Raw genomic sequence first — 21,069 nt, 5'->3', positions numbered from 1 at the left:
GCAATTGCAAGGACTCAGCTCAATATGGAGACCGTTCCCAAGTATTTCAAGGCGCGTGACAGATTGTCGCTTTCCAGGCTGTCCAGCCAGTGCAAATCGCTCCAACTGCGCAACCAGGTGAACTGGCGTTTCGCCAATTGGCGCGTGGCGATGATGCCGCGCACCTGCATTTCGGCTGACGTCAGCTTGCCATCCAGATGATCCCAGACTTGGCGATAGCCTACAGCACGTATCGAAGGCAACCCTGGATGCAGGTCACCTCTGGAACGCAGTGCTACGACCTCTTCCACAAACCCCTGTTCCAACATAATTGTGAATCTTTGTGCAATTCGTTCATGCAGCACCTGGCGATTTGCCGGAGCGATGGCCAGATTGGCCACAGTATAGGGCAATTGTGACTGCCCAGATGCGCCTGCATCAGCACTTTGCGCAGATTGTCGCTGCCGATGCTCGGTCATGGTCAGCCCGCTGACACGCCAGACTTCCAGGGCGCGCGTCAGGCGCTGAGGGTCATTAGGATGAATGCGCGCCGCCGACACCGGATCTACCGCTGCCAACTGATCATGCAGGGCTTGCCAGCCAAGGCGTGCAGCTTCGTCTTCAAGCTCGGCGCGCACCTGGGCGTCCGCTGGCGGCATATCCGCCAGACCTTCCTGCAAAGCCTTGTAATAGAGCATCGTGCCGCCCACCAGCAGGGGAATATTGCCCCGTGCGGTGATCTCAGCCATGGCGGCCAGGGCATCGGTGCGAAAATCCGCCGCCGAATAACTCTCGGCGGGGTCAATGATGTCGATCAGCCGGTGCGGATGCTGCGCGAGCAACGCCTTGGAGGGCTTGGCCGTGCCGATGTCCATGTCCCGGTAAACCAGGGCAGAGTCGACGCTGATCAACTCGCATGGCAGCACCTTGGTCAGCTCGATAGCGAGATCGGTCTTACCGGCGGCCGTGGGACCCATCAGGAAGATTGCGGGGGGCAAGGCACTCATCAACGACCGCGCAGGAACAGTTTGTCCAGATCGTCCAGGCCCATCTGGGTCCAGGTCGGTCGGCCATGGTTGCACTGCCCGCTGCGCTCGGTGTTTTCCATGTCGCGCAGTAGCCCGTTCATTTCCGGCAACGCCAGGCGGCGGTTGGCGCGGATGGCACCATGGCAGGCCATGGTGCCCAGCAATTCGTTGATGTGGGCCTGAATACGGTCGCTGGTGCCGTACTCCATCAGGTCCGCCAACACATCGGCGACCAGCCGGTTGGCCTCGGCCTGCTTGAGCAGCGCAGGGATCTGCCGGATCGCAAGGGTTTCCGGCCCCAGACGCTGCAGCTCAAAGCCCAGCTTCTGGAAAACCTCGTGATGCTCTTCAGCGCAATCGGCCTCACGCTGGCTGACCGCCAGGGATTCGGGCACCAGCAACGGCTGGCCGCTGAGACCTTCGCTGGCCATGGCGACCTTCAGCCGCTCATACATGATCCGCTCATGGGCGGCATGCATATCGACCAGCACCAGGCCATGGGCGTTTTCCGCCAGGATGTAGATACCTTTGAGCTGCGCCAACGCATAACCCAGCGGCGGAATATCACCGCCGCCTTCGGGCAAGGCCGCCGCACTCGGCTGTGCGCCCGGCAGCGGCGCGAAGAATTCGCGATAAGCGGCCTGAGCTTCGGCCACCGGCACCGCTGACTGCGGACGCGGTGTGTATTGATATTGATAACCCGCACCCGAGCCAGCGTTCGGTGCTGTGTAAGCCGGCTGCGGTTGCGGCGATTGCAGCAGGTTGCCTGCCAGGCTCATTTCGCCCTGGGGGCCGAATTCACCGGCCTCGGGCCCACTTGGCCGCACCACCGCGGTTACGATTGGCGCCGCCAGTTGGTCATCCGGGCGCACATCGCCCAGCGCGCGGTGCAACGTGCCATAAAGGAAGTCGTGCACCATGCGCCCATCACGGAAACGCACTTCGTGTTTGGTCGGGTGCACGTTGACGTCCACCACCGACGGGTCGACCTCGAAAAACAGCACAAACGTCGGATGCCGCCCATTGAACAGCACGTCGCGATAAGCCTGGCGGACCGCGTGGGCCACCAATTTGTCGCGCACCGCGCGGCCATTCACAAAGAAATACTGCAAATCCGCCTGGCTGCGGGAGAAAGTCGGCAAGCCCACCCAGCCCCACAGACGCAAGCCGTTGCGCTCGATTTCGATCGGCAGCGCCTGCTCCAGGAAGCCCGCGCCGCACACCGCCGCGACTCGACGCGCACGGGCGGCGTCATCATTGGCTTCGTGCAGGCTGAGAATGGTCTTGCCGTTGTGGCGCAGGTGAAACGCCACATCGAAACGCGCCAGGGCCAGGCGCTTGATGACTTCCTGCAGGTGATCGAATTCGGTTTTTTCGGCTTTGAGGAATTTGCGCCGCGCCGGGGTGTTGAAGAACAAATCGCGCACTTCCACCGAGGTGCCCACCGGATGCGCCGCCGGCTGGACTCGGGGCGCCATGTCGCGCCCTTCGGTTTCCACTTGCCAGGCCTGATCGGCGCTGCGGGTGCGCGAGGTCAACGTCAGGCGCGCTACGGAGCTGATGGACGCCAGGGCCTCACCGCGAAAGCCCAGGCTCATCACCCGTTCAAGGTCTTCCAGATCGCGAATTTTGCTGGTGGCGTGACGGGCCAGGGCCAGCGGCAGGTCGTCGGAGGAAATACCGCTGCCGTCGTCACGTACGCGCAGGAGTTTTACACCGCCCTGCTCCACATCCACATCGATGCGCTTGGCACCGGAGTCGATGCTGTTTTCCAGCAACTCCTTGATCACCGATGCCGGTCGTTCCACCACTTCGCCCGCAGCGATCTGGTTGGCCAGGCGCGGGCTGAGCAATTCAATGCGCGACCCGCTGGTGAGGTTTGATTCGCTCATTACTGTGCCGCCAATTCTGTGCCTGGGATGGTCAACACCTGGCCGACTTTCAACTCATCGGTTTTCAGGTTGTTCGCATTGCGCAAGGTCGCGGGCGATACCTGGAAACGCACCGCCAGCATGGCCAGGGTATCGCCGGGCTGCACGCGATGGTCACGCGGGCCTTGGGCGATCTTGCCGGAGTCCCGTAGCCAGGCGATGTAAGTGCCAGGAGGCGGGTTCTGCTGGAAGAACTGGCGCACGCCAGCGCTGATGGAACGCGCCAACGCCTGCTGGTGACTGGCGCTGGCCAGTTTGGACGCTTCGTTGGCGTTGGAGATAAAGCCAGTCTCCACCAGGATCGACGGGATATCCGGCGACTTCAACACCATGAACCCCGCCTGTTCTACACGCTGTTTGTGCAACGACGTGACGCGCCCAATGTTGCTCAATACTTTCTGGCCGACGTTCAGGCTGGACGTCAGGGAGGCCGTCATCGACAGGTCCAATAGTACGCCAGCGAGCATTTTGTCCTTGTCGTCCAGGGACACATTGCCAGCTCCGCCGATCAGGTCGGAACGGTTTTCACTGTCGGCCAGCCAGCGCGCGGTCTCGGACGTGGCACCACGGTCCGACAGCGCGAACACCGAAGCACCGAAGGCGGCCGTCGACGGCGCGGCGTCGGCGTGGATCGACACGAACAGGTCGGCGCCTTTCTTACGCGCAATTTCGGTACGGCCGCGCAACGGGATGAAATAGTCGCCGGTGCGGGTCAGTTCCGCACGGTAGCCTTTCATGCCATTGACCTGGCGCTGCAACTCGCGGGCGATGGCCAGTACCACGTCTTTTTCATGCTGACCACGCGAGCCGGATGCGCCCGGGTCTTCACCACCGTGGCCAGCGTCGATGACCACGATGATGTCGCGCTTGCCGGCCGGGGCTGGCGGCGGCGGTGGCAGCTTGACCTGAGGCTGCGAAGGGTTGACCGGCACCGCCGGTACAGTTGCCACGCTCGGGGTCGGCGCGGGCGGCGGCGCGGCGTCGGCGGCGTTGTCAAACAGGTCGACCACCAGTCGGTTGCCGTACTGAGCATTTGGCGCCAAGGAGAAACTCTTGGGCGTCACGACTTTTTTCAGGTCGATAACCACGCGCAGATCGGTCGGCGTACGCTGTGCCGAGCGCATGGCGGTAATCGGGGTATTGGCGGTGGAGACTTTCAGCGGCGCGGCCAGGGTCGCACCATTGATGTCGATCACCAGGCGATCAGGCGCCGTCAGGGTAAAGACGCTGTGCTGGACCGGCCCAGACAGGTCGAACACCAGTCGCGTGTTATCCGGCGCTCGCCACAGGCGCACACTCTTTACCTGTGAAGCAGCCAGAGCATTGACAGTCATTGCCGCAAGCAACACCCCTACGACAGCAACCAACGCGCGAAAGCGCATACCTAACCCCACCAATTATTTGAATTCCAAAGCCAAAGCGGCACACCACGACTCGGCGCGCGCGCTCTGGGGCAACAACTTCAGCTGACGTCCATGCTCATGCGGCGTAATGGTAATGGTCAGGTCCGGCTTTGGCAAAAAGCCTGCACCTTTATCTGGCCATTCGATCAGGCATAAAGCATCTTCATCGAAGTAATCTCGGATACCCATGAACTCCAATTCCTCAGGGTCCACCAGGCGATAAAGATCGAAGTGAAAGGCACGCACCGCACCAATCTCGTAGGGCTCCACCAGTGTGAACGTCGGGCTTTTTACCGCCCCTTGATGACCCAATCCGCGAATAATTCCACGGGACAGCGTGGTCTTGCCGGCCCCCAGGTCACCCTCCAGGAAAACCAGACCGTTGCCGGCCGTCAGTTGCGCAAGGCGATGGCCCAACGCAACCATGGCGTCTTCATCGGCCAGAAAAAGAATTACTTCAGGCACGGTGACTGCTCCTCCAGCAATTGACGAATGGCGGGGATCAGGTCACTGGCGGCGAGCCCGCGACCCAAGGTGCCCTGTCGTTCCCCAGCCGTGGCGTGCAGCCAAACGGCCAGGCAGCTGGCCTCGTACGCGGGCATGCCCTGAGCCAGCAAGGCCCCGACCAGGCCTGCCAATACATCGCCCAGCCCTGCGGTGGCCATGGCCGGATGGCCTTGATCGCAGCGGGAAACGCGCCCATCCGGGCAGGTAATCAAACTGCCTGCACCCTTAAGAATGGCGACGGCATTGAATTTCAGACTCAACGCGCGCGCTACCTTAAGACGGTCGGCCTGAACGTCGGCTGTCGAGATCCCCAACAGTCGCGCCGCTTCGCCCGGGTGCGGGGTGATAACGCAGTTGGCCGGCAGGCTTACACCGCCGTTGGCCAGTTGATTCAACGCGTCGGCGTCCCACACCTGCGGCTGGCGGGCATTGGCCGCGACAGACAACAGACTTTTGCCCCAACTGGCAGCACCCAGGCCAGGCCCAATGACGATCACCGAAATCTTTTCCAGCAAGCCCATCAATTGGTTGGCAGAACTGACGCCAAGGGTCATGACTTCCGGCAAACGGGCCAGCGCCGCGGGCACGTGCTCAAGGCGCGTGGCCAGAGACACCATGCCCGCACCACTGCGCAAGGCACTTTCAGCGCTCAGTAGCGCGGCGCCGCCAAAACCAAGGTCGCCGCCGATCACCAGCAGGTGGCCGAACTGGCCTTTATGGGCGTCAGGGGAACGCGCAGCCAGTGTCGGCAAATGGCCGGGCAACAGTGGCTGAACGTCGGTAATTTCGTGTTTTGTCTGCGGCATGCGTCTTCAAGCTCCGATGTCTGGCAGAATTATACGCATCTAACCTGTGGTTTCCCGTGTCTCATGCCCGCTATTACCTCCGATCTGCCCGCCCTCGCCCAATCGATCAAAGACTGGGGCCGCGAGCTGGGCTTTCAGCAAGTCGGCATCAGCGGCCTGGACTTGGCCGAGCATGAGCAGCACCTGCAACGCTGGCTCGACGCGGGCTACCACGGCGAGATGGATTACATGGGCGCCCACGGCAGCAAACGCTCCCACCCCGAAGAACTGGTACCCGGCACCCTGCGCGTGGTGTCGCTGCGCATGGACTACCTGCCGGGCGACACCCAGATGGCGCATCTACTGGCCCAGCCGGAAAAAGCCTACATCTCGCGCTATGCCCTGGGTCGCGATTACCACAAGCTGATCCGCAAACGCGTGCACCAACTGGCCGATCGCATCCAATCCCAGATCGGCCCCTTTGGCTTTCGCGCATTCGTCGACAGCGCGCCAGTGCTCGAAAAAGCCATCGCCGAGCAAGCCGGCCTGGGCTGGATCGGCAAGAACACCCTGGTACTCAACCGCAAGGCCGGCAGTTATTTCTTCCTCAGCGAACTCTTCGTCGACCTGCCCTTGCCGGTCGATCCGCCCCACAGCACCGAGCACTGCGGACGCTGCACCGCCTGCCTGGATATCTGCCCCACCAATGCCTTCGTCGGCCCGTATGTACTGGACGCCCGGCGCTGTATCTCGTACCTCACTATCGAGCTGAAAACGGCTATACCGGAAGACTTGCGCCCGCTGATCGGTAATCGCGTCTTCGGCTGCGATGACTGTCAGATCGTTTGTCCGTGGAATCGTTTCGCTCGCCCCACTGGCGAAGGCGATTTCCAGCCACGGCATAACCTGGATAACGCAGAGCTGGCCGAACTGTTTATGTGGGACGAGGATAAATTCCTCAGCAGCACCGAAGGCTCACCTCTGCGCCGCGCCGGTTATGAGCGCTGGCTGCGCAACCTGGCGGTAGGACTGGGCAATGCGCCATCAAGTATTCCGGTACTGGAGGCCCTGAAAGCGCGGCGCGAGTACCCGTCGGAGCTGGTGCGCGAGCATGTGGAATGGGCGCTCAAGCAGCATGCCGAGCGTCAGTGCACATCATCGTTGTAGACGAACTTGGGCATTTCCCAGTGAAAGCGGATCGCCAGCAGACGCAATAGAAAGCCACTGAACAACGTCAGCAGGATGGCTTGCTCGCCGGGCAGCTCCAGATGCAGGCACAACAGATAGAACCAAGCGGCGAGGAACGACACGCTGGCGTACAACTCGCGGCGGAAGACCAGCGGGATGTCGTTGCAGAAGATATCCCGCAGAATGCCACCGAATACCCCGGTGATCACACCGCTGACCGACGCCACCAGCATGCCGTGCCCCATTTCCAGGGCGGTCATGCAGCCAATCAAGGTGAACGCCACCAGGCCCACGGCGTCCAGGGCCAGGAATACCGAGCGCAGGCGTCGCATCAGCGGCGCGATAAAGATCGTCACCAGCGCGGCCACCGAGGTCAGCACCAGGTATTCAGGGTGCTTGACCCACGTCAGCGGGTAGTGCCCCAGCAACACATCCCGCACCGAACCGCCCCCCAGCGCCGTCACGCAGGCAATCAACACCACCCCAAACCAGTCCATGCCGCGCCGACCGGCGGACAAGGCGCCGGTCATGGCTTCGGCGGTGATGGCAATGAGGTAAAGCATCAGCAGCATGATGGCGATCCTTGTAGTGAGCGGGCTTGCCCCGCGCCGGGCTGCGCAGCAGCCCCAAATACTTGGCGATGATATCTATAGGGAAAAATGCGGCAACAGCAGTGGGGCCGCTACGCAGCCCGGCGCGGGGCAAGCCCGCTCACAACAGGAAGCCCGGACACGGTAAGAAACCGTTTCAAGCCTTGATGAAGTGCTTGCGGTAATGCTGCAGCTCGGCAATCGATTCGCGAATATCGTCCAGCGCCAGGTGAGTGCTGCCCTTGTGGAAACTGTCTTTGACTTCCGGCGCCCAGCGCGCAGCCAGTTCCTTGAGTGTGGACACGTCCAGGTTGCGGTAATGGAAGTAGCTTTCCAGCGCTTTCATATGGGTATAAAGGAAGCGACGATCCTGGCAGATGCTGTTGCCGCAGATCGGCGACTTGCCCTTGGATACCCACTGCTCCAGGAAGGCGATGGTCTGGGCTTCAGCCTCGGCCATGCTGATGCGACTGTCGCGCACGCGCTGGGTCAGGCCGGAATTGCCATGGGTGCGGGTATTCCACTCATCCATGGTGGCTAGCACTGCGTCGCTGTGGTGGATGGCGATCACCGGACCTTCGGCCAAGGTATTGAGGTTGCTGTCGGTAACAATCGTCGCCATCTCGATGATGACGTCGGTGTCGGGGTTCAGACCGGTCATTTCCAGATCGATCCAAATCAGGTTCTGTGGGTTTTGCATGGCTCGTTTCTCTTGGCACCTTGGCGTAGCTGCGCAGTTTAGCAGGCGGGGGCGTGCTAGACTCGCGACCGTTTCACCCAAACCTTTGCATTATCGATACGGAACACCAATGGCCAAACGCCAGCTCAACCGTCGCCAAAACTGGCGCATCGAAAAGATTCAAGGCGAACGCGCTGCCCGCGCCGCCAAACGTGAATCCTCCGCCGTGGAAGCGCTCGAGGGCGGCGACCTGGGCCCCGAACAAACGGGTCTGGTGATCGCGCACTTTGGCGTGCAGGTCGAAGTCGAGGCGCTGGAAGGCGAACTCGCTGGCCAGGTGTTCCGTTGTCACTTGCGCGCCAACCTGCCGGCGCTGGTCACCGGCGACCGCGTGGTCTGGCGTGCTGGCAACCAAGGGATCGGCGTGATCGTCGCCCAGTTGCCCCGCAGCACCGAACTGCGCCGCCCCGACAGTCGCGGCCAGCTCAAGCCGGTGGCGGCCAACGTCGACATGATCGTGATTGTTTTCGCGCCACTGCCCGAGCCCCATGCCAACCTGATCGACCGCTACCTGGTGGCCGCCGAGCACGCCGGCATTCGCCCACTGCTGCTGTTGAACAAATTCGACCTGATCGACGAACAGAATGCTCCGGCGCTCAATGCGTTGCTGGCGGTCTACCGCACCCTGGGCTACCCGGTGCTGGAAGTCTCGGCCCATCACGGCAATGGCATGGAACAACTGCAACAACAGTTGGACGGGCGCATCAGCGTGTTCGTAGGCCAGTCCGGCGTCGGCAAGTCGTCGCTGGTCAACAGCCTGCTGCCGGAAGTCGACACCCGAGTAGGGCCGCTGTCGGAGCTGTCCGGCCAGGGCACCCACACCACCACCACCGCGCGACTGTTTCACTTCCCCGGCGGCGGCGAGCTGATCGACTCCCCGGGTATCCGCGAATTCGGCCTCGGCCACGTCAGCCGCAGCGATGTGGAAGCCGGCTTTATCGAGTTCAACGACCTGATCGGCACCTGCCGCTTCCGTGACTGCAAGCACGACCGCGAACCGGGCTGCGCCCTTCTCAAGGCCCTGGAAGATGGCCGCGTGCAACAGCAGCGGATGAATAGCTATCGGTCGATCATTGCGAGCTTGCCCGAGAGCAGTTACTGACCGGTTCCTTGCCCTGCGAGGAAGATGTGAAAAGGCCGCGATGATCGCGGCCTTTTCTATACAGCTTATGAGCCCGCTTTGGGCACCGTCGGGTCTTTCACCCCACCGTCATCGAACAAATTCAACTTCTGCCGCAGTTCATGGGCCGGCAACGGCTCCTGCCCTGGCGGGATAGCGTTCGGGTCAGTGGGCACTTCACCTGGCGCGCCGGCGCCTGGAGCCGGCGTCGCAGGCGGTTGATCGCCTTCGATCGCACGCTGAGCCTTTTTGGTCAGCACGACAATGTCGATACGCCGGTTGACCGGGTTGTACGGATCCTTCGCATCAAACAGTTGCGAAGAGGCAAAACCCACCACTCGCGCCACTTGCGCATCCGGGTAGCTGCCGGCCACCAGGGCACGACGGGCCGCGTTGGCGCGGTTGGCCGAAAGTTCCCAGTTGCCAAAGTCGCCCTGGCCCGCGTAAGGCTTGGCATCGGTATGGCCGCTGATGCTGATCTTGTTCGGCACCGCTTTGATGGTGTCGGCCATGGCCAGCAGGATGTCCTCGAAGTACGGCTTCAAACGCGCACTGCCGGAATCGAACATCGGCCGGTTGGCGGCGTCGGTGATCTGGATGCGCAAACCCTCGGGGGTGATCTCGAAAGAAATCTGGTCCTTGAACTTCAGCAGTTGTGGGTTTTCCTCAACCTTGTTCTGCAACTCCTGCAGCAGTAGCTCAAGACGCTCCTGCTCGACCTGTTCGGCCATGGACTCGACCGTATCGCGCTCAATCGGGATTTTCTCCTGAGGCGCCTCGGTCTTCACTTCCGGGTTGATGGTGCGTTCAGGCGCCAGTTGAGGCGAGCCGCCCAGGTCGATCACAAAGGGCGTGCCGCTTTCCGAGAAACCGATGGGGTCTTTGAAGTAGCCGGCGATGGCGATCTTCTGTTCAGGCGTGGCGGTAGACATCAGCCACAGCACCAGAAAGAACGCCATCATCGCCGTCGCAAAGTCGGCGAAGGCGATTTTCCAGGCACCACCATGGTGCCCCGCAGCGAAGCGCTTGACGCGCTTGATGATTATCGGCTGGTTGTTTTCCATGGCTTAGCGACCGCGAACCGCTTGTTCCAGCTCGGCGAAGCTTGGGCGATGCTTGGGGTACAGCACCTTGCGACCGAACTCCACCGCCAGCGAAGGCGGCATGCCGGAAGCGGACGCCACCAGGCTGGCCTTGATCGATTCGTACAGGTTGATCTCTTCCTTGGCGTCGTGGGCCAGGGAGGTCGCCAGCGGACCGAAGAACCCGTAAGCCGCGAGAATACCGAAGAAGGTACCCACCAGGGCCGCACCTACGTGCATACCGATGGCCGCCTGATCACCCTCGCCCAGCGAGGCCATGGTCACCACGATACCGAGTACCGCCGCCACGATACCGAAGCCGGGCATGCCGTCGGCGATACCGGTCACCGCGTGAGACGGGTGCTCCAGTTCTTCTTTGAGGCTGAACAGTTCCATGTCGAACAACCCTTCCAGCTCATGGGGGGCCATGTTGCCGGAGGACATGATGCGCAGGTAATCACAGATATAGGCGGTCATGCGCTCGTCTTTGAGCACGGCCGGGTATTTGGCGAAAATCGGGCTGGCGGCGGCGTCTTCAATGTCGGCCTCGATGGCCATCATGCCTTCGCGGCGGCTCTTGTTGAGGATCTCGTAGACCAGGCCCAGCACTTCCAGATAGAACGTGTGGGAGAAGCGCGAGCCGAACATGCTCAGGGACTTCTTGACCACGTGCATGGTCATGTACCCAGGGTTGGCTTGCAGGAATGCACCAAATGCCGCCCCGCCGATGATCATCACTTCGAAAGGTTGGATCAGCGCGGCGATCTTACCGTGGGAAAGGACGTAACCGCCGAGCACGCTCGCGAAGACGACGATGATGCCGATAATTTTAGCCATAGGAGATGAGTACTTGCGCCGTCAGGTTCATGGACATATTTGGGGGAACTGAAAAACTCTTGTTCTACTTATCGGCAAAACTGCGCCAGACTATAGCCCGTTAAGGCGAAAAGCCAGTTCGGCCCGCTCTGGGCGTGTTGACCGCAAGTGATGATCGCGCCCCTACCATGGCCAAACAAAAAATCGACCCAACCGCAAAACCTGCTTCCCTCCCCGACTGGATCAAGCGTCTGGACGAGGTGCGCCTGCCCGTTCCACAGACCAGCCACGACCGTGTGTGCAAAGCCATCCGCGACAACCGCAGTTCGTTGCGAGATATTGCCGAGCTGATGCAAAACAGCCCGGCGCTGGTGCTCAGCGTGATGCGCGAGGCCAACAGCCATACCCATGGCAGCCTAGCCGAACCGGCGGAAAACCTCGAAGTGGCGCTCAACCGCCTGGGCCTCAAGCGCGCCGAGGAACTGCTGGCACGCTTGCCGTCGGTGCCCGACCAAGACATTCCCGTGGCGTTGCGCCAGCTATTGTTGGTCAGTCAGCACGCCTCGCAGCAAGCCAACGGTCTGTTTGGCAGCCGATTGGCGCGACTGTGGCAAGACATTCATTGGGGCAGCCTGCTGTTTTTGTCGCCGCTGTGGCCGATGGCGGTGGTTTATCCCAAGCTGCTGGAAGAATGGGAACTGCGGGTTATCCACAAGGGTGAGTCGGCGCGCGTGGTTGAACAGCAGTTATTCGGCGTACGCCTGCTGGACTTGTGCATCGGCCTGACCGAAGCCTGGCACCTGCCGATGTGGGTATCCCAGGGCTATACCCTGCTGCTGAATGAGCAACGCATGTTGGTCAAAGCGCTGCGTATCGCCCGTGACGAAGACCCACTGCACCAACAGCAATTGCTGGACGCCGCCCCCCATCTGCGCCGCTGGTTGAACCAGCCGGCCAACACCGTACTGCTGGCCAATGGCCTAGCGATGTCCGCCCAAGAATCCTGGACCTGCCCGCACACGCAGCGCTGGCAATTCCTCACCGCTCTGTACCTGCAACAACCCTTGGCCGAAGTGCAGCAGCAAGTCCATCAACAGGCAGTGACCAGCGCCCGCACCACGCTGATGCCCGACCTTTGGCACCCGGCGCTGTCGTTGATTTGGCCGTGGCATGTGCAGAAGATCCACCGTGGTTTGCTGCCCGCCCCGCCGCCCACCGCCGAGGCGCTGGCCGTGTGGCGCAGCCGCTGCACCGAACTGCTAATGGAACCGAGCCGCTTTGCCAACGCCATGCACCTGACTACCTGCGCCAAGGAGGCGCTGGTTGCCAGCGGCATGCAACGGGTGATGCTGTTGATGACCGACCGCGCCCAAAGCACCCTGCGCGTGCATCAGGTCGACGGCCTACCCAAGGATGCCGCCAACCTGAGCCTGGATGTGGTCCACAGCACAATGCTCCAGCGTCTGCTGGAAAAATCCGCCCAGGTGCGCTTCACACCGGACAACCACGCGCAGTTCTCCGCGCTGCTGCCGCCGATCCTGCGCCGCCTGTTCAATGGCGAACACTTGCTGCTGCGCTCCCTGAGCTGCAACGGCAAAGTCGTGATGCTGATGGTGGCCGACCAGGGGGGCGGTCCGTTCTCGGAAACCACCGTGCAGGCGTTCGGCAAAACCGCTCAATGCATCGAAAAGGCCCTGCACTGCTTTACCAACCGCGGCGCCTGATGCTTGCGCTACAATCGCCGTCCTTTATCGCCAACTTTTACGCCCAGGAGACCTCACATGCCTGACTTCTCTGGCTTGCCGCTGGTGATCGAATCCGCCGACCTGCAAAGTCGCCTGGGTGCCGAACACCTGATCGTGGTGGACCTCACCAGCGCCGCCCGCTACGCCGAAGGGCATATCCCCGGCGCGCACTTCGTTGACCCCAAACGCACCCAACTGGGCCAACCGCCGGCTCCGGGCCTGCTGCCGAACAAGGCCGACCTGGAAAAGCTGTTTGGCGAACTCGGCCACACGCCGGATGCGACCTACGTGGTCTACGACGACGAAGGCGGCGGCTGGGCCGGGCGTTTTATCTGGTTGCTCGACGTGATCGGCCATCAGAAATACCACTATCTCGACGGCGGCCTGCTGGCATGGTTGGCAGACGGCCAGCCCGTCTCCACCGACGTCCCCCCGTTGGCCGGCGGCCCGGTCAGCGTCACGTTGCACGATGGCCCCACCGCCACCCGCGAATACCTGCAAAGCCGTCTTGGCGCTGCCGACCTGGGCATCTGGGACGCGCGCGGCCCGCTGGAGTATTCCGGCGAGAAGGTGCTCGCGGCCAAGGGCGGGCATATCCCCGGTGCGGTCAACTTCGAATGGACTGAAGGCATGGATAAGGCGCGCAACCTGCGCATCCGCCGCGACATGCCACAGATTCTTGAAAACCTGGGCCTGACGCCCGACAAAGAAATCATCACCCATTGCCAGACTCACCATCGCTCTGGCTTCACCTACCTGGTGGCCAAGGCGCTCGGTTATCCGCGAGTCAAAGGTTATGCCGGTTCCTGGGGCGAATGGGGTAATCACCCCGACACGCCCGTTGAAAAGACTTAAGGTTTAAGGACAGTTATGAAAAAGCAGTTGTTTATCCTCAGCCAGTACTTGCTGCCGCACCACTTACTGTCGCGTCTGGCCGGTTGCGTGGCCGAGTGCCGCGTGCGCTGGTTCAAAAATGCCTTCACCACATGGTTCGCCAAGCGCTATCAAGTGGATATGTCCCAGGCACTGGTGGAGGACGTGACCGCTTATGAGCACTTCAACGCGTTCTTCACCCGTGCCTTGAAAGACGGCGCGCGCCCACTCGACCCCACCCCCGGCGCCGTGCTGAGCCCCGCCGACGGCGCAGTCAGCCAACTGGGCCCGATCGAGCATGGCCGTGTGTTCCAGGCCAAAGGCCATAGCTTCAGCGTATTGGAATTACTGGGCGGCGATGCAGCCATGGCGGCGCCTTTCATGGGCGGCGATTTCGCCACTATTTACCTGTCGCCGAAGGACTATCACCGCGTGCACATGCCGCTGGCCGGCACGCTGCGCGAGATGGTCTATGTGCCGGGGCGGATTTTCTCGGTCAACCAGACCACCGCCGAAAACGTGCCGGAGCTGTTTGCGCGCAACGAGCGGGTGGTCTGCCTGTTCGACACCGAACGCGGCCCGATGGCTGTGGTGCTGGTGGGCGCAATGATCGTGGCGTCGATTGAAACCGTGTGGGCCGGCCTGGTTACGCCACCCAAGCGCGAGCTGAAAACCTTCCGCTATGACGAAGCCGCCCGCGCGCCAATCCACCTGGAAAAAGGTGCGGAGCTGGGACGTTTCAAGTTGGGTTCCACCGCGATCGTGCTGTTCGGGCCGGATCAAGTGCAGTGGTCAGAAGCGCTGCTGGCCGGTTCGCCGGTGCAGATGGGTCAAGGGATCGGCCTGCCGAAAGCCTGATCCAATATTTGCAGAGACCCAATGTGAGAGGGGGCTTGCCCCCGATAGCTGAGTGTCAGTCAACATCAAAGTGACTGATCTACTGCTATCGGGGGCAAGCCCCCTCTCACATTTTCTGACCGGATTGAGTCAGTCAGAGCTGGCCATCGCGGTCGCGAAAGCCCAACAGATACAGCACACCGTCCAACCCCAGGGTCGAAATGGCCTGCTTGGCCGACTGTTTGACCAGCGGCTTGGCCCGGAACGCTACGCCCAACCCGGCAATCGCCAGCATCGGCAAATCGTTGGCACCGTCGCCTACCGCGATGGTCTGCTCCAGACGCAACCCTTCCTTGTGCGCCAGCTCCTTGAGCAGGTCGGCCTTGCGTTGCGCGTCGACAATCGGCTCAACCGCCACGCCGGTCACTTTGCCGTCGACCACTTCCAACTCGTTGGCGAAAACGTAATCGATGCCCAGCTTGGCCTGCAACTGTTTGGCGAAGTAGGTAAAGCCGCCGGACAAGATCGCGGTTTTGTAACCCAGGCGCTTGAGTTCGGCGAACAGGGTTTCGGCGCCTTCGGTCAGGCGCAGGGAAGCGCCGATGGAATCCAGCACGCTCACATCCAGGCCTTTGAGCAGTGCCAGGCGCTCCTTGAAGCTGGCGCGGAAGTCCAGCTCGCCGGCCATGGCACGCTCAGTGATGGCGCTGACCTGATCGCCCACACCGGCGGCCTTGGCCAGTTCGTCGATGACTTCGGCTTCGATCAAGGTGGAGTCCATATCGAACACCGCCAGGCGGCGGTTGCGTCGGAACAGCGAATCCTCCTGGAAGGCGATATCGACGTTCAACTCCTGGGCGACGCTGAGGAATTCCGCGCGCAGGGCCTGCGGGTCAGCCGGCTCGCCACGCACGGAAAACTCGATGCAGCCTTTGCCCTGGTCGGCCGGCGTGTCCAATGGCATGCGCCCCGACAGACGGTCGATGTGGTCGATATTCAAGCCGTACTGCGCGGTGATGGAGCTGACGCGCTGCAGTTGTTCAGCGGTGACCTTGCGGGTCAACAACGTGACGATATGGCGTTTCTTGCCCTGGCCGGCCACCCAATGCTGGTAGTCCGCTTCGGATACCGGAGTGAAACGTACCTGTTGATCCAGCTTGTACGCGGTAAACAGGATGTCCTTGAGCACGGACGATGACTGCTCGTTGCTGGGAATTTCCACCAGGATGCCGAACGACAGGGTGTCGTGGATCACGGCCTGGCCGATGTCGAGAATGTTCACACCACCCTGGGCCAGCACACCGGTAATGGCAGCGGTAAGACCCGGGCGGTCTTCCCCAGTGATGTTAATCAGGACAATTTCGCGCAAGGCGCACCCCCAGGCTGGAAAAAAACCGCATTCTACCCACTTTCAGTGACCATCGGGCACAGCCAGCGCTTTGCCGGTCATGGGCCTGTCGCTATACTGCGCGTCAACTTCACGGACCAAGAGCCGAGCTCAAGTGAACCGGCCCACGCCAGTAAAAACCGACAACTTCTTCCTGCTGATCTTCCGGGCACTGCGCCACCGCCGTGTACCGATCGCATTACGCATCGCCAGCCATAACGTGATCCTGGTCGCCCTGGCCCTGGTGATCTACGCCTGCGTAATGGGTTTGCAGTTCAAACAGGCCATGCACGAGCAAGCCGACGCCCTGGGCGAAAGCTTGACCACCCAGACCGCTACCTCGGCGACCGAGCTGCTGGTGTCCAACGACATCCTCAGTCTCAACGTGCTGCTCAATAACCTCACCAAGAATCCGCTGGTGGCCCACGCCGCCATCTACAGCGTCGACAACCGGATCATGGCCGAAGCCGGCCAGCGCCCGAAGAACGGCTTGCTGGGTGAGGCCGAAGGCTTGTACCAGAGCAATATCACCTTTCAGGACGTGAAGGCCGGCCAGTTGCGCATCAGCCTGGATATGCAGCAATTCCAGCAGCCGATGACCATCAGCCTGCAAAGCATGGGCATCCTGAGCGCGATTCTGCTGGCCCTGGCCCTGGCCTTGAGCCTGCGCCTGGGTCGGCATATCTCGACACCGCTGATGCAACTGCGCATCTGGCTGCGGGATATCGACGAACACACCCCGGCCACCGACCGCCAGGATGAAATCGGCGACCTTGCCCGCCAACTCCACGCCAGCTTCGCCCCGGAGCCGGTGGTTCGCGAAGTTGAACCGGAACCCGAATTCGACGACACCGATTACGACGAAGAACCCGAATTCGAAGTACGCGACCTGCGCGATCCGGGCTTCGACGAAAAGCCGCCGGTGGCGGGCCTCAAGCCGGCGACACGCAGGGCACTTATCGCCGAAGAGGATGAGTTGGACGACGAAGACCCGTTCGCTGATCTGCGCGATACCGCGGCCAGCAGCCCGGCCGTCGCGCCCAAAGCGGTGCCGGCGAAAAACGCCGAGCCTCAGCACAGCGCGGTACTGGCCGTACAACTCGGCGCCCAGGACCAACTGCGTCGCTTGCCCCGCGCACGCCTGACGGAATTGCTGGAGCGCTACCGCGACTGCCTCGACCAGGCCGCCTCGCTGTACCAGAGCGAACTGCACACCCTCAACGATGGCAGCACCTTGATGCTGTTCCACAGCGAAGACAGCGGTGAAGACTACCTGACCAACGCCATCTGCTGCGGCGAGCTGCTGCGCGCCTTGGGCCATGCCCTGCAGATCGAAGTGGCGGACAGTGGCATCACCTTGCAACTGCAACTGGGCCTGACAGTGGGCGACGATCTGTTCGGCATGAGCCAGATCGACCTGCTGCTCACCGAAATCGCCCAGGACGCGCTGGCCTTGTCCCAACACAGCCGCAACCTGCTGCTGGTGGAGCGCAAGATCAGCGAAGACCCGCTGATTCGCCAGCGCGCCCGTATCCGCCCGATTGCCAGCCCCGAAGGCGCAAGCTGTGTGGAACGTTTGATGGAACCGTATCCGTCGATGCTGGAGCGTCAGTTAGCGCGGATGCACGAGACCCGTACAAAGCCTTGAAGCAAACCGCAAAATCAGTGTGGGAGGGGGATTGCCCCCGATGGCGATGTGTCAGTGACAGCTGGGCTGACTGACCCACTGCTATCGGGGGCAAGCCCTCTCCCACATTTGGATCCCTATAAACTTCAAGTAAATCGCACGCAAACAAAAGGCCCGCTGAATCAGCGGGCCTTTTGTTTGGGTGGCATTCAGATCAAAACCGGAACACTTCCATATCGGTACGAATCGGCGTGGCCATCGGCATCTTGGGCTTTTCCGGAGCAACCGGCTTGGCCTGGGCCGGCGCTTGTTTGCGCGGGGCCTCGGCGGCAATCGGTGGCTGGTTGGCCAATGGCTTGAGCGCCACCGACAGTTGCTGCGCCAAATGCTGCAACAGCACGCCCTGGGCCTGGACCTGGGACGCGGTGGTGCCGGTGTGCTGTTCCTGCAAGTGCACGATGCGGTTGTCACGCACCTGGCCACGGCGATCGATCAAGCGCCACTGCGCATCGAGAATTGCCGGTTGCGAAGCACCCGAGTCCAATCGGGTGATGGTCAACAGCACCTGCACGTCCGGCGTAAAGCCGGCAGGCGCGGGGGCGAGGACCACACGCTGGCTGTCCAACTGACCGGCCACCTGGCGCAGCATCAGCTGGTTGATGTCGGACGATAAACTGCCCGCCCAACGACCATCGGTGGAACCTTGCAGGCTGCCGTCGTTCTGACGTTGCAGCAGGGTCTCGCGTTGCAGGTAGTCGGCGACGATTACCGGCCCCAGCAACACCGCCATGCCGGCGGTTTGAGCTGGCTGAGCCGGACTTCCGCTGTCCAGCTGGTACAGCGACACCGGTTGATGTGTGCTGCAACCCGCCAGCCCCAAAAGGCCAGCGAGCATAAAAATAAAAGGAAGGCGTGGAGCAGTCATCATCCCATCCAGGTGGCTGCCACAAGGCGAACCACAATGTAATACTAAAAAATAACCTGTACACGCTCGGCCACGCCGGCGCTGAAGAGGCCATATCATCCGTGAATATGCGCCATGACTCCAGCGCCAAAGCGTCGATCTACGGGTTAAATCGTAGATCGAGGGCTCTAAAACGCCTTAAACGGGCGTTTCAACCAACAAAGCATCCACCCGCTGGAAGCCACGAGGCAATTTATTACCCCGGCGGCCACGCTCGCCCTTGTAGTGCTCAAGGTCGTCAGGGCGCAGCGACAAGGTGCGCTTACCTGCCTGGAGCACCAGGGTTGCACCTTCCGGAATCACGGCGATGTCGGTCACGTACTCTTCGCGACTGGCCACCCGCTCCCCGGGGATTCCAATAATCTTGTTGCCTTTGCCTTTGCCCAATTGCGGCAGGTCGCTGATCTTGAACACCAGCAGACGCCCTTCGGTAGTGACCGACGCCAGCCAGTTGTTCTCACGGTCGTGAACCGGCCGCGGCAGGATCACTTTGGCGTTGTTGGGCAGACTCAACAGCGCCTTGCCCGCCTTGTTCTTGGCTTGAAGGTCTTCCCCCTTGACCACGAAGCCATATCCCGCATCGGACGCAATCACGTACAGCGCGTCATCGTCCGGTAGCAGCACACACTCGAAATTTGCCCCCGGTGGCGGTGTCAGACGCCCGGTCAGCGGCTCGCCCTGCCCCCGTGCCGACGGCAAGGTATGGGCCGGCACCGAGTAACTGCGCCCGGTGGAGTCGATAAACACCGCAAACTGGTTGGAACGCCCAGCAGCTGCGGTCTTGAACCCGTCACCGGCCTTGTACGACAGGCCAGTGGCGTCAATATCATGCCCTTTGGCGGAGCGAACCCAACCCTTTTCCGACAGAACGACGGTAATTTTCTCGTTGGGCAGTAGCTCGGTTTCTGTCAGAGCTTTCGCTTCGGCGCGCTCGACGATGGGCGAGCGGCGGTCATCGCCGTAAGTTTCGGCGTCTTTGATCAGTTCGCTACGCACCAGCTTTTTCAGCTTGGCTTCGCTACCCAGCAGGGCTTGCAGTTTGGCTTGTTCCTTGAGCAAGGCATCCTGTTCATCACGCAACTTCATCTCTTCCAGACGCGCCAACTGACGCAGGCGGGTGTCGAGGATGTAGTCCGCCTGAATCTCGCTCAGCTCGAAACGGGCGATCAGTTCGGCCTTCGGATGCTCGGCGGTGCGGATGATATGAATCACTTCATCCAGGTTGAGGTAAGCGATCAACAAACCGTCCAACAGATGCAGACGGCGCTCGACCTTGTCCAGACGGAACTGCAGGCGGCGCCGAACGGTTTGTATCCGGAACTCCAGCCACTCCACCAGCAGGTTGCGCAGGTTCTTCAACTGCGGCTTGCCGTCCAGACCAATGATGTTGACGTTGACCCGGTAGCTGGACTCCAGATCGGTGCTGGCAAACAAGTGCTGCATCAGCACTTCATGATCGACCCGGCTATTGGTCGGGATAATCACGATGCGGCACGGGTTTTCATGGTCGGACTCGTCACGCAAGTCGGCGACCTGCGGCAGTTTCGACGGTTTGGCCTGCATCAGCGCGGCGATCTGCTCCAGCACCTTGGCGCCGGACACCTGGTGCGGCAGCGCGGTGACGATAATGTCGCCATCCTCGACGTGGTACACGGCGCGCATACGCACCGAGCCCTTGCCGGTTTCGTACATTTTCAGCAGATCGGCGCGCGGCGTGATGATTTCCGCTTCGGTCGGGTAGTCCGGCCCCTGGATATGCTCGCAGAGCTGCTCCACGGTGGCCTTCGGCTCATCCAGCAGGCGCACGCAGGCGGTGGCCACTTCGCGCAGGTTGTGCGGAGGCACGTCAGTGGCCATGCCCACCGCAATACCGGTGGTGCCATTGAGCAGGATATTCGGCAAACGTGCCGGCAACACCAGGGGTTCGTCGAGGGTGCCGTCGAAGTTCGGCCCCCAATCCGCCGTGCCCTGGCCCAGCTCGCTGAGCAGCACTTCGGAGTAACGCGACAGGCGGGCTTCGGTGTAACGCATGGCGGCAAAGGACTTGGGATCGTCCGGCGCACCCCAGTTACCCTGGCCGTCTACCAGTGTGTAGCGATAGCTGAACGGCTGCGCCATCAGCACCATGGCTTCGTAGCAAGCCGAGTCGCCGTGGGGGTGGAACTTACCGAGCACGTCACCGACGGTACGCGCCGACTTCTTGTGCTTGGAGTCGGCATCCAGGCCCAACTCACTCATCGCGTAGATGATGCGCCGTTGCACAGGCTTCAGGCCGTCGCCGATATGCGGCAAGGCACGGTCCATGATCACGTACATGGAGTAGTTGAGGTAGGCATTTTCGGTGAAGTCAGCCAGCGACCGGCGTTCTACGCCATCTAAGCTGTCTGCGAGGATGTCACTCATGCGGGCCTCATCAATAGTGGGTAAGGCGCAGCGGAACGGCCGCTGCGCTGATTCGATTCAAAAAG

The 21,069-nt window shown here is 61.5% G+C and carries 18 protein-coding genes; 6 read left to right on the top strand and 12 right to left on the bottom strand.

Annotated elements, in window-relative coordinates; translation table 11 throughout:
* Positions 1-14: 14 nt before the first annotated feature.
* The 5 genes from miaA to FIV35_RS01390 are packed head-to-tail and all read right to left on the bottom strand — an operon-like array spanning position 15 to position 5,654.
* Positions 15-986, bottom strand: a complete 972-nt coding sequence (gene miaA, locus FIV35_RS01410) for a tRNA (adenosine(37)-N6)-dimethylallyltransferase MiaA (protein WP_034136655.1) — start codon at positions 984-986, stop codon at positions 15-17.
* Positions 986-2,899, bottom strand: coding sequence for a DNA mismatch repair endonuclease MutL (mutL, locus tag FIV35_RS01405; RefSeq protein ID WP_034136654.1), 1,914 nt, complete (start codon positions 2,897-2,899; stop codon positions 986-988). The genes miaA and mutL overlap by 1 nt, the downstream gene beginning before the upstream one ends.
* Positions 2,899-4,320, bottom strand: a complete 1,422-nt coding sequence (locus FIV35_RS01400; RefSeq protein WP_034095601.1) for an N-acetylmuramoyl-L-alanine amidase — start codon at positions 4,318-4,320, stop codon at positions 2,899-2,901. Before FIV35_RS01400 ends, mutL begins: the two co-directional genes overlap by 1 nt.
* 15 nt (positions 4,321-4,335) lie before the next feature.
* The gene (gene tsaE, locus FIV35_RS01395) at positions 4,336-4,806 is read right to left on the bottom strand and encodes a tRNA (adenosine(37)-N6)-threonylcarbamoyltransferase complex ATPase subunit type 1 TsaE (protein ID WP_034136653.1); all 471 of its coding nucleotides are present in this window, start codon (positions 4,804-4,806) and stop codon (positions 4,336-4,338) included.
* Entirely contained in the window at positions 4,794-5,654 is an 861-nt protein-coding gene (locus FIV35_RS01390; RefSeq protein ID WP_034136652.1) for an NAD(P)H-hydrate dehydratase, read from the bottom strand. Before FIV35_RS01390 ends, tsaE begins: the two co-directional genes overlap by 13 nt.
* Positions 5,655-5,717: 63 nt before the next feature.
* Between FIV35_RS01390 and queG the strand changes: the two genes are divergently transcribed.
* Positions 5,718-6,800: a tRNA epoxyqueuosine(34) reductase QueG gene (gene queG / locus FIV35_RS01385; protein ID WP_034136651.1), complete on the top strand. Its 1,083-nt coding sequence runs from the start codon at positions 5,718-5,720 to the stop codon at positions 6,798-6,800.
* Here queG and FIV35_RS01380 read toward each other — a convergent pair.
* Together FIV35_RS01380 and orn are read right to left on the bottom strand one after the other, a co-directional pair.
* Positions 6,779-7,396, bottom strand: coding sequence for a trimeric intracellular cation channel family protein (locus FIV35_RS01380; RefSeq protein WP_173603573.1), 618 nt, complete (start codon positions 7,394-7,396; stop codon positions 6,779-6,781). The genes queG and FIV35_RS01380 overlap by 22 nt on opposite strands.
* A gap of 172 nt (positions 7,397-7,568) precedes the next feature.
* Entirely contained in the window at positions 7,569-8,111 is a 543-nt protein-coding gene (gene orn, locus FIV35_RS01375) for an oligoribonuclease (protein WP_034136650.1), read from the bottom strand.
* A gap of 109 nt (positions 8,112-8,220) precedes the next feature.
* Between orn and rsgA the strand changes: the two genes are divergently transcribed.
* Positions 8,221-9,252, top strand: coding sequence for a small ribosomal subunit biogenesis GTPase RsgA (rsgA, locus tag FIV35_RS01370; RefSeq protein WP_034111514.1), 1,032 nt, complete (start codon positions 8,221-8,223; stop codon positions 9,250-9,252).
* A 65-nt stretch (positions 9,253-9,317) separates the two neighbouring features.
* Here the strand turns inward: rsgA and motB are convergent, their stop codons facing one another.
* Positions 9,318-10,334: a flagellar motor protein MotB gene (gene motB, locus FIV35_RS01365; protein WP_034136649.1), complete on the bottom strand. Its 1,017-nt coding sequence runs from the start codon at positions 10,332-10,334 to the stop codon at positions 9,318-9,320.
* Positions 10,335-10,337: 3 nt separating this feature from the next.
* Positions 10,338-11,189 (bottom strand): flagellar motor stator protein MotA, encoded by an 852-nt coding sequence (motA, locus tag FIV35_RS01360; RefSeq protein WP_034136648.1) that lies wholly within the window; start codon positions 11,187-11,189, stop codon positions 10,338-10,340.
* Positions 11,190-11,356: 167 nt separating this feature from the next.
* On the opposite strand from motA, the gene FIV35_RS01355 reads away from it, so the two are divergent.
* The 3 genes from FIV35_RS01355 to asd are packed head-to-tail and all read left to right on the top strand — an operon-like array spanning position 11,357 to position 14,644.
* Positions 11,357-12,892 carry an HDOD domain-containing protein gene (locus FIV35_RS01355; RefSeq protein WP_034136647.1) on the top strand — a complete coding sequence of 512 codons (1,536 nt, stop codon included), beginning with the start codon at positions 11,357-11,359 and terminating at the stop codon, positions 12,890-12,892.
* Positions 12,893-12,949: 57 nt separating this feature from the next.
* Positions 12,950-13,768 carry a rhodanese-like domain-containing protein gene (locus FIV35_RS01350; protein WP_034136646.1) on the top strand — a complete coding sequence of 273 codons (819 nt, stop codon included), beginning with the start codon at positions 12,950-12,952 and terminating at the stop codon, positions 13,766-13,768.
* 15 nt (positions 13,769-13,783) lie between these two features.
* Entirely contained in the window at positions 13,784-14,644 is an 861-nt protein-coding gene (gene asd, locus FIV35_RS01345) for an archaetidylserine decarboxylase (RefSeq protein ID WP_034095590.1), read from the top strand.
* 133 nt (positions 14,645-14,777) lie between these two features.
* On the opposite strand, the gene serB is transcribed toward asd, so the two are convergent.
* The gene (gene serB, locus FIV35_RS01340; RefSeq protein ID WP_034095589.1) at positions 14,778-15,992 is read right to left on the bottom strand and encodes a phosphoserine phosphatase SerB; all 1,215 of its coding nucleotides are present in this window, start codon (positions 15,990-15,992) and stop codon (positions 14,778-14,780) included.
* Positions 15,993-16,125: 133 nt separating this feature from the next.
* Here serB and FIV35_RS01335 point away from each other — a divergent pair, with 133 nt between their 5' ends.
* The gene (locus tag FIV35_RS01335) at positions 16,126-17,658 is read left to right on the top strand and encodes an AhpA/YtjB family protein (protein WP_034136645.1); all 1,533 of its coding nucleotides are present in this window, start codon (positions 16,126-16,128) and stop codon (positions 17,656-17,658) included.
* Between the two features lie 193 nt (positions 17,659-17,851).
* On the opposite strand, the gene FIV35_RS01330 is transcribed toward FIV35_RS01335, so the two are convergent.
* Both FIV35_RS01330 and parC read right to left on the bottom strand, forming a co-directional pair.
* Complete coding sequence (locus FIV35_RS01330; RefSeq protein WP_167416792.1) at positions 17,852-18,562, bottom strand: PqiC family protein; 711 nt, start codon at positions 18,560-18,562, stop codon at positions 17,852-17,854.
* A 177-nt stretch (positions 18,563-18,739) separates the two neighbouring features.
* On the bottom strand, positions 18,740-21,004 hold the full coding sequence (parC, locus tag FIV35_RS01325) for a DNA topoisomerase IV subunit A (protein WP_034095586.1): 2,265 nt from the start codon (positions 21,002-21,004) through the stop codon (positions 18,740-18,742).
* Between the last annotated feature and the right edge of the window lie 65 nt (positions 21,005-21,069).

This window comes from Pseudomonas rhodesiae (genome assembly GCF_007858255.1).
GTDB lineage: Bacteria > Pseudomonadota > Gammaproteobacteria > Pseudomonadales > Pseudomonadaceae > Aquipseudomonas > Aquipseudomonas rhodesiae.
Note: the sequence above shows the minus strand (reverse complement) of the source record. Positions and strands in the feature narration are given on the sequence as shown.

Coding starts and splice junctions, on each gene's coding strand:
- FIV35_RS01355 (WP_034136647.1), top strand. CDS start 11,357: ATGGCCAAACAAAAAATCGACCCAACCGCAAAACCTGCTTCCCTCCCC.
- queG (WP_034136651.1), top strand. CDS start 5,718: ATGCCCGCTATTACCTCCGATCTGCCCGCCCTCGCCCAATCGATCAAA.
- rsgA (WP_034111514.1), top strand. CDS start 8,221: ATGGCCAAACGCCAGCTCAACCGTCGCCAAAACTGGCGCATCGAAAAG.
- FIV35_RS01350 (WP_034136646.1), top strand. CDS start 12,950: ATGCCTGACTTCTCTGGCTTGCCGCTGGTGATCGAATCCGCCGACCTG.
- motB (WP_034136649.1), bottom strand. CDS start 10,334: ATGGAAAACAACCAGCCGATAATCATCAAGCGCGTCAAGCGCTTCGCT.
- FIV35_RS01390 (WP_034136652.1), bottom strand. CDS start 5,654: ATGCCGCAGACAAAACACGAAATTACCGACGTTCAGCCACTGTTGCCC.
- motA (WP_034136648.1), bottom strand. CDS start 11,189: ATGGCTAAAATTATCGGCATCATCGTCGTCTTCGCGAGCGTGCTCGGC.
- FIV35_RS01400 (WP_034095601.1), bottom strand. CDS start 4,320: ATGCGCTTTCGCGCGTTGGTTGCTGTCGTAGGGGTGTTGCTTGCGGCA.
- parC (WP_034095586.1), bottom strand. CDS start 21,004: ATGAGTGACATCCTCGCAGACAGCTTAGATGGCGTAGAACGCCGGTCG.
- mutL (WP_034136654.1), bottom strand. CDS start 2,899: ATGAGCGAATCAAACCTCACCAGCGGGTCGCGCATTGAATTGCTCAGC.
- orn (WP_034136650.1), bottom strand. CDS start 8,111: ATGCAAAACCCACAGAACCTGATTTGGATCGATCTGGAAATGACCGGT.
- miaA (WP_034136655.1), bottom strand. CDS start 986: ATGAGTGCCTTGCCCCCCGCAATCTTCCTGATGGGTCCCACGGCCGCC.
- asd (WP_034095590.1), top strand. CDS start 13,784: ATGAAAAAGCAGTTGTTTATCCTCAGCCAGTACTTGCTGCCGCACCAC.
- FIV35_RS01330 (WP_167416792.1), bottom strand. CDS start 18,562: ATGACTGCTCCACGCCTTCCTTTTATTTTTATGCTCGCTGGCCTTTTG.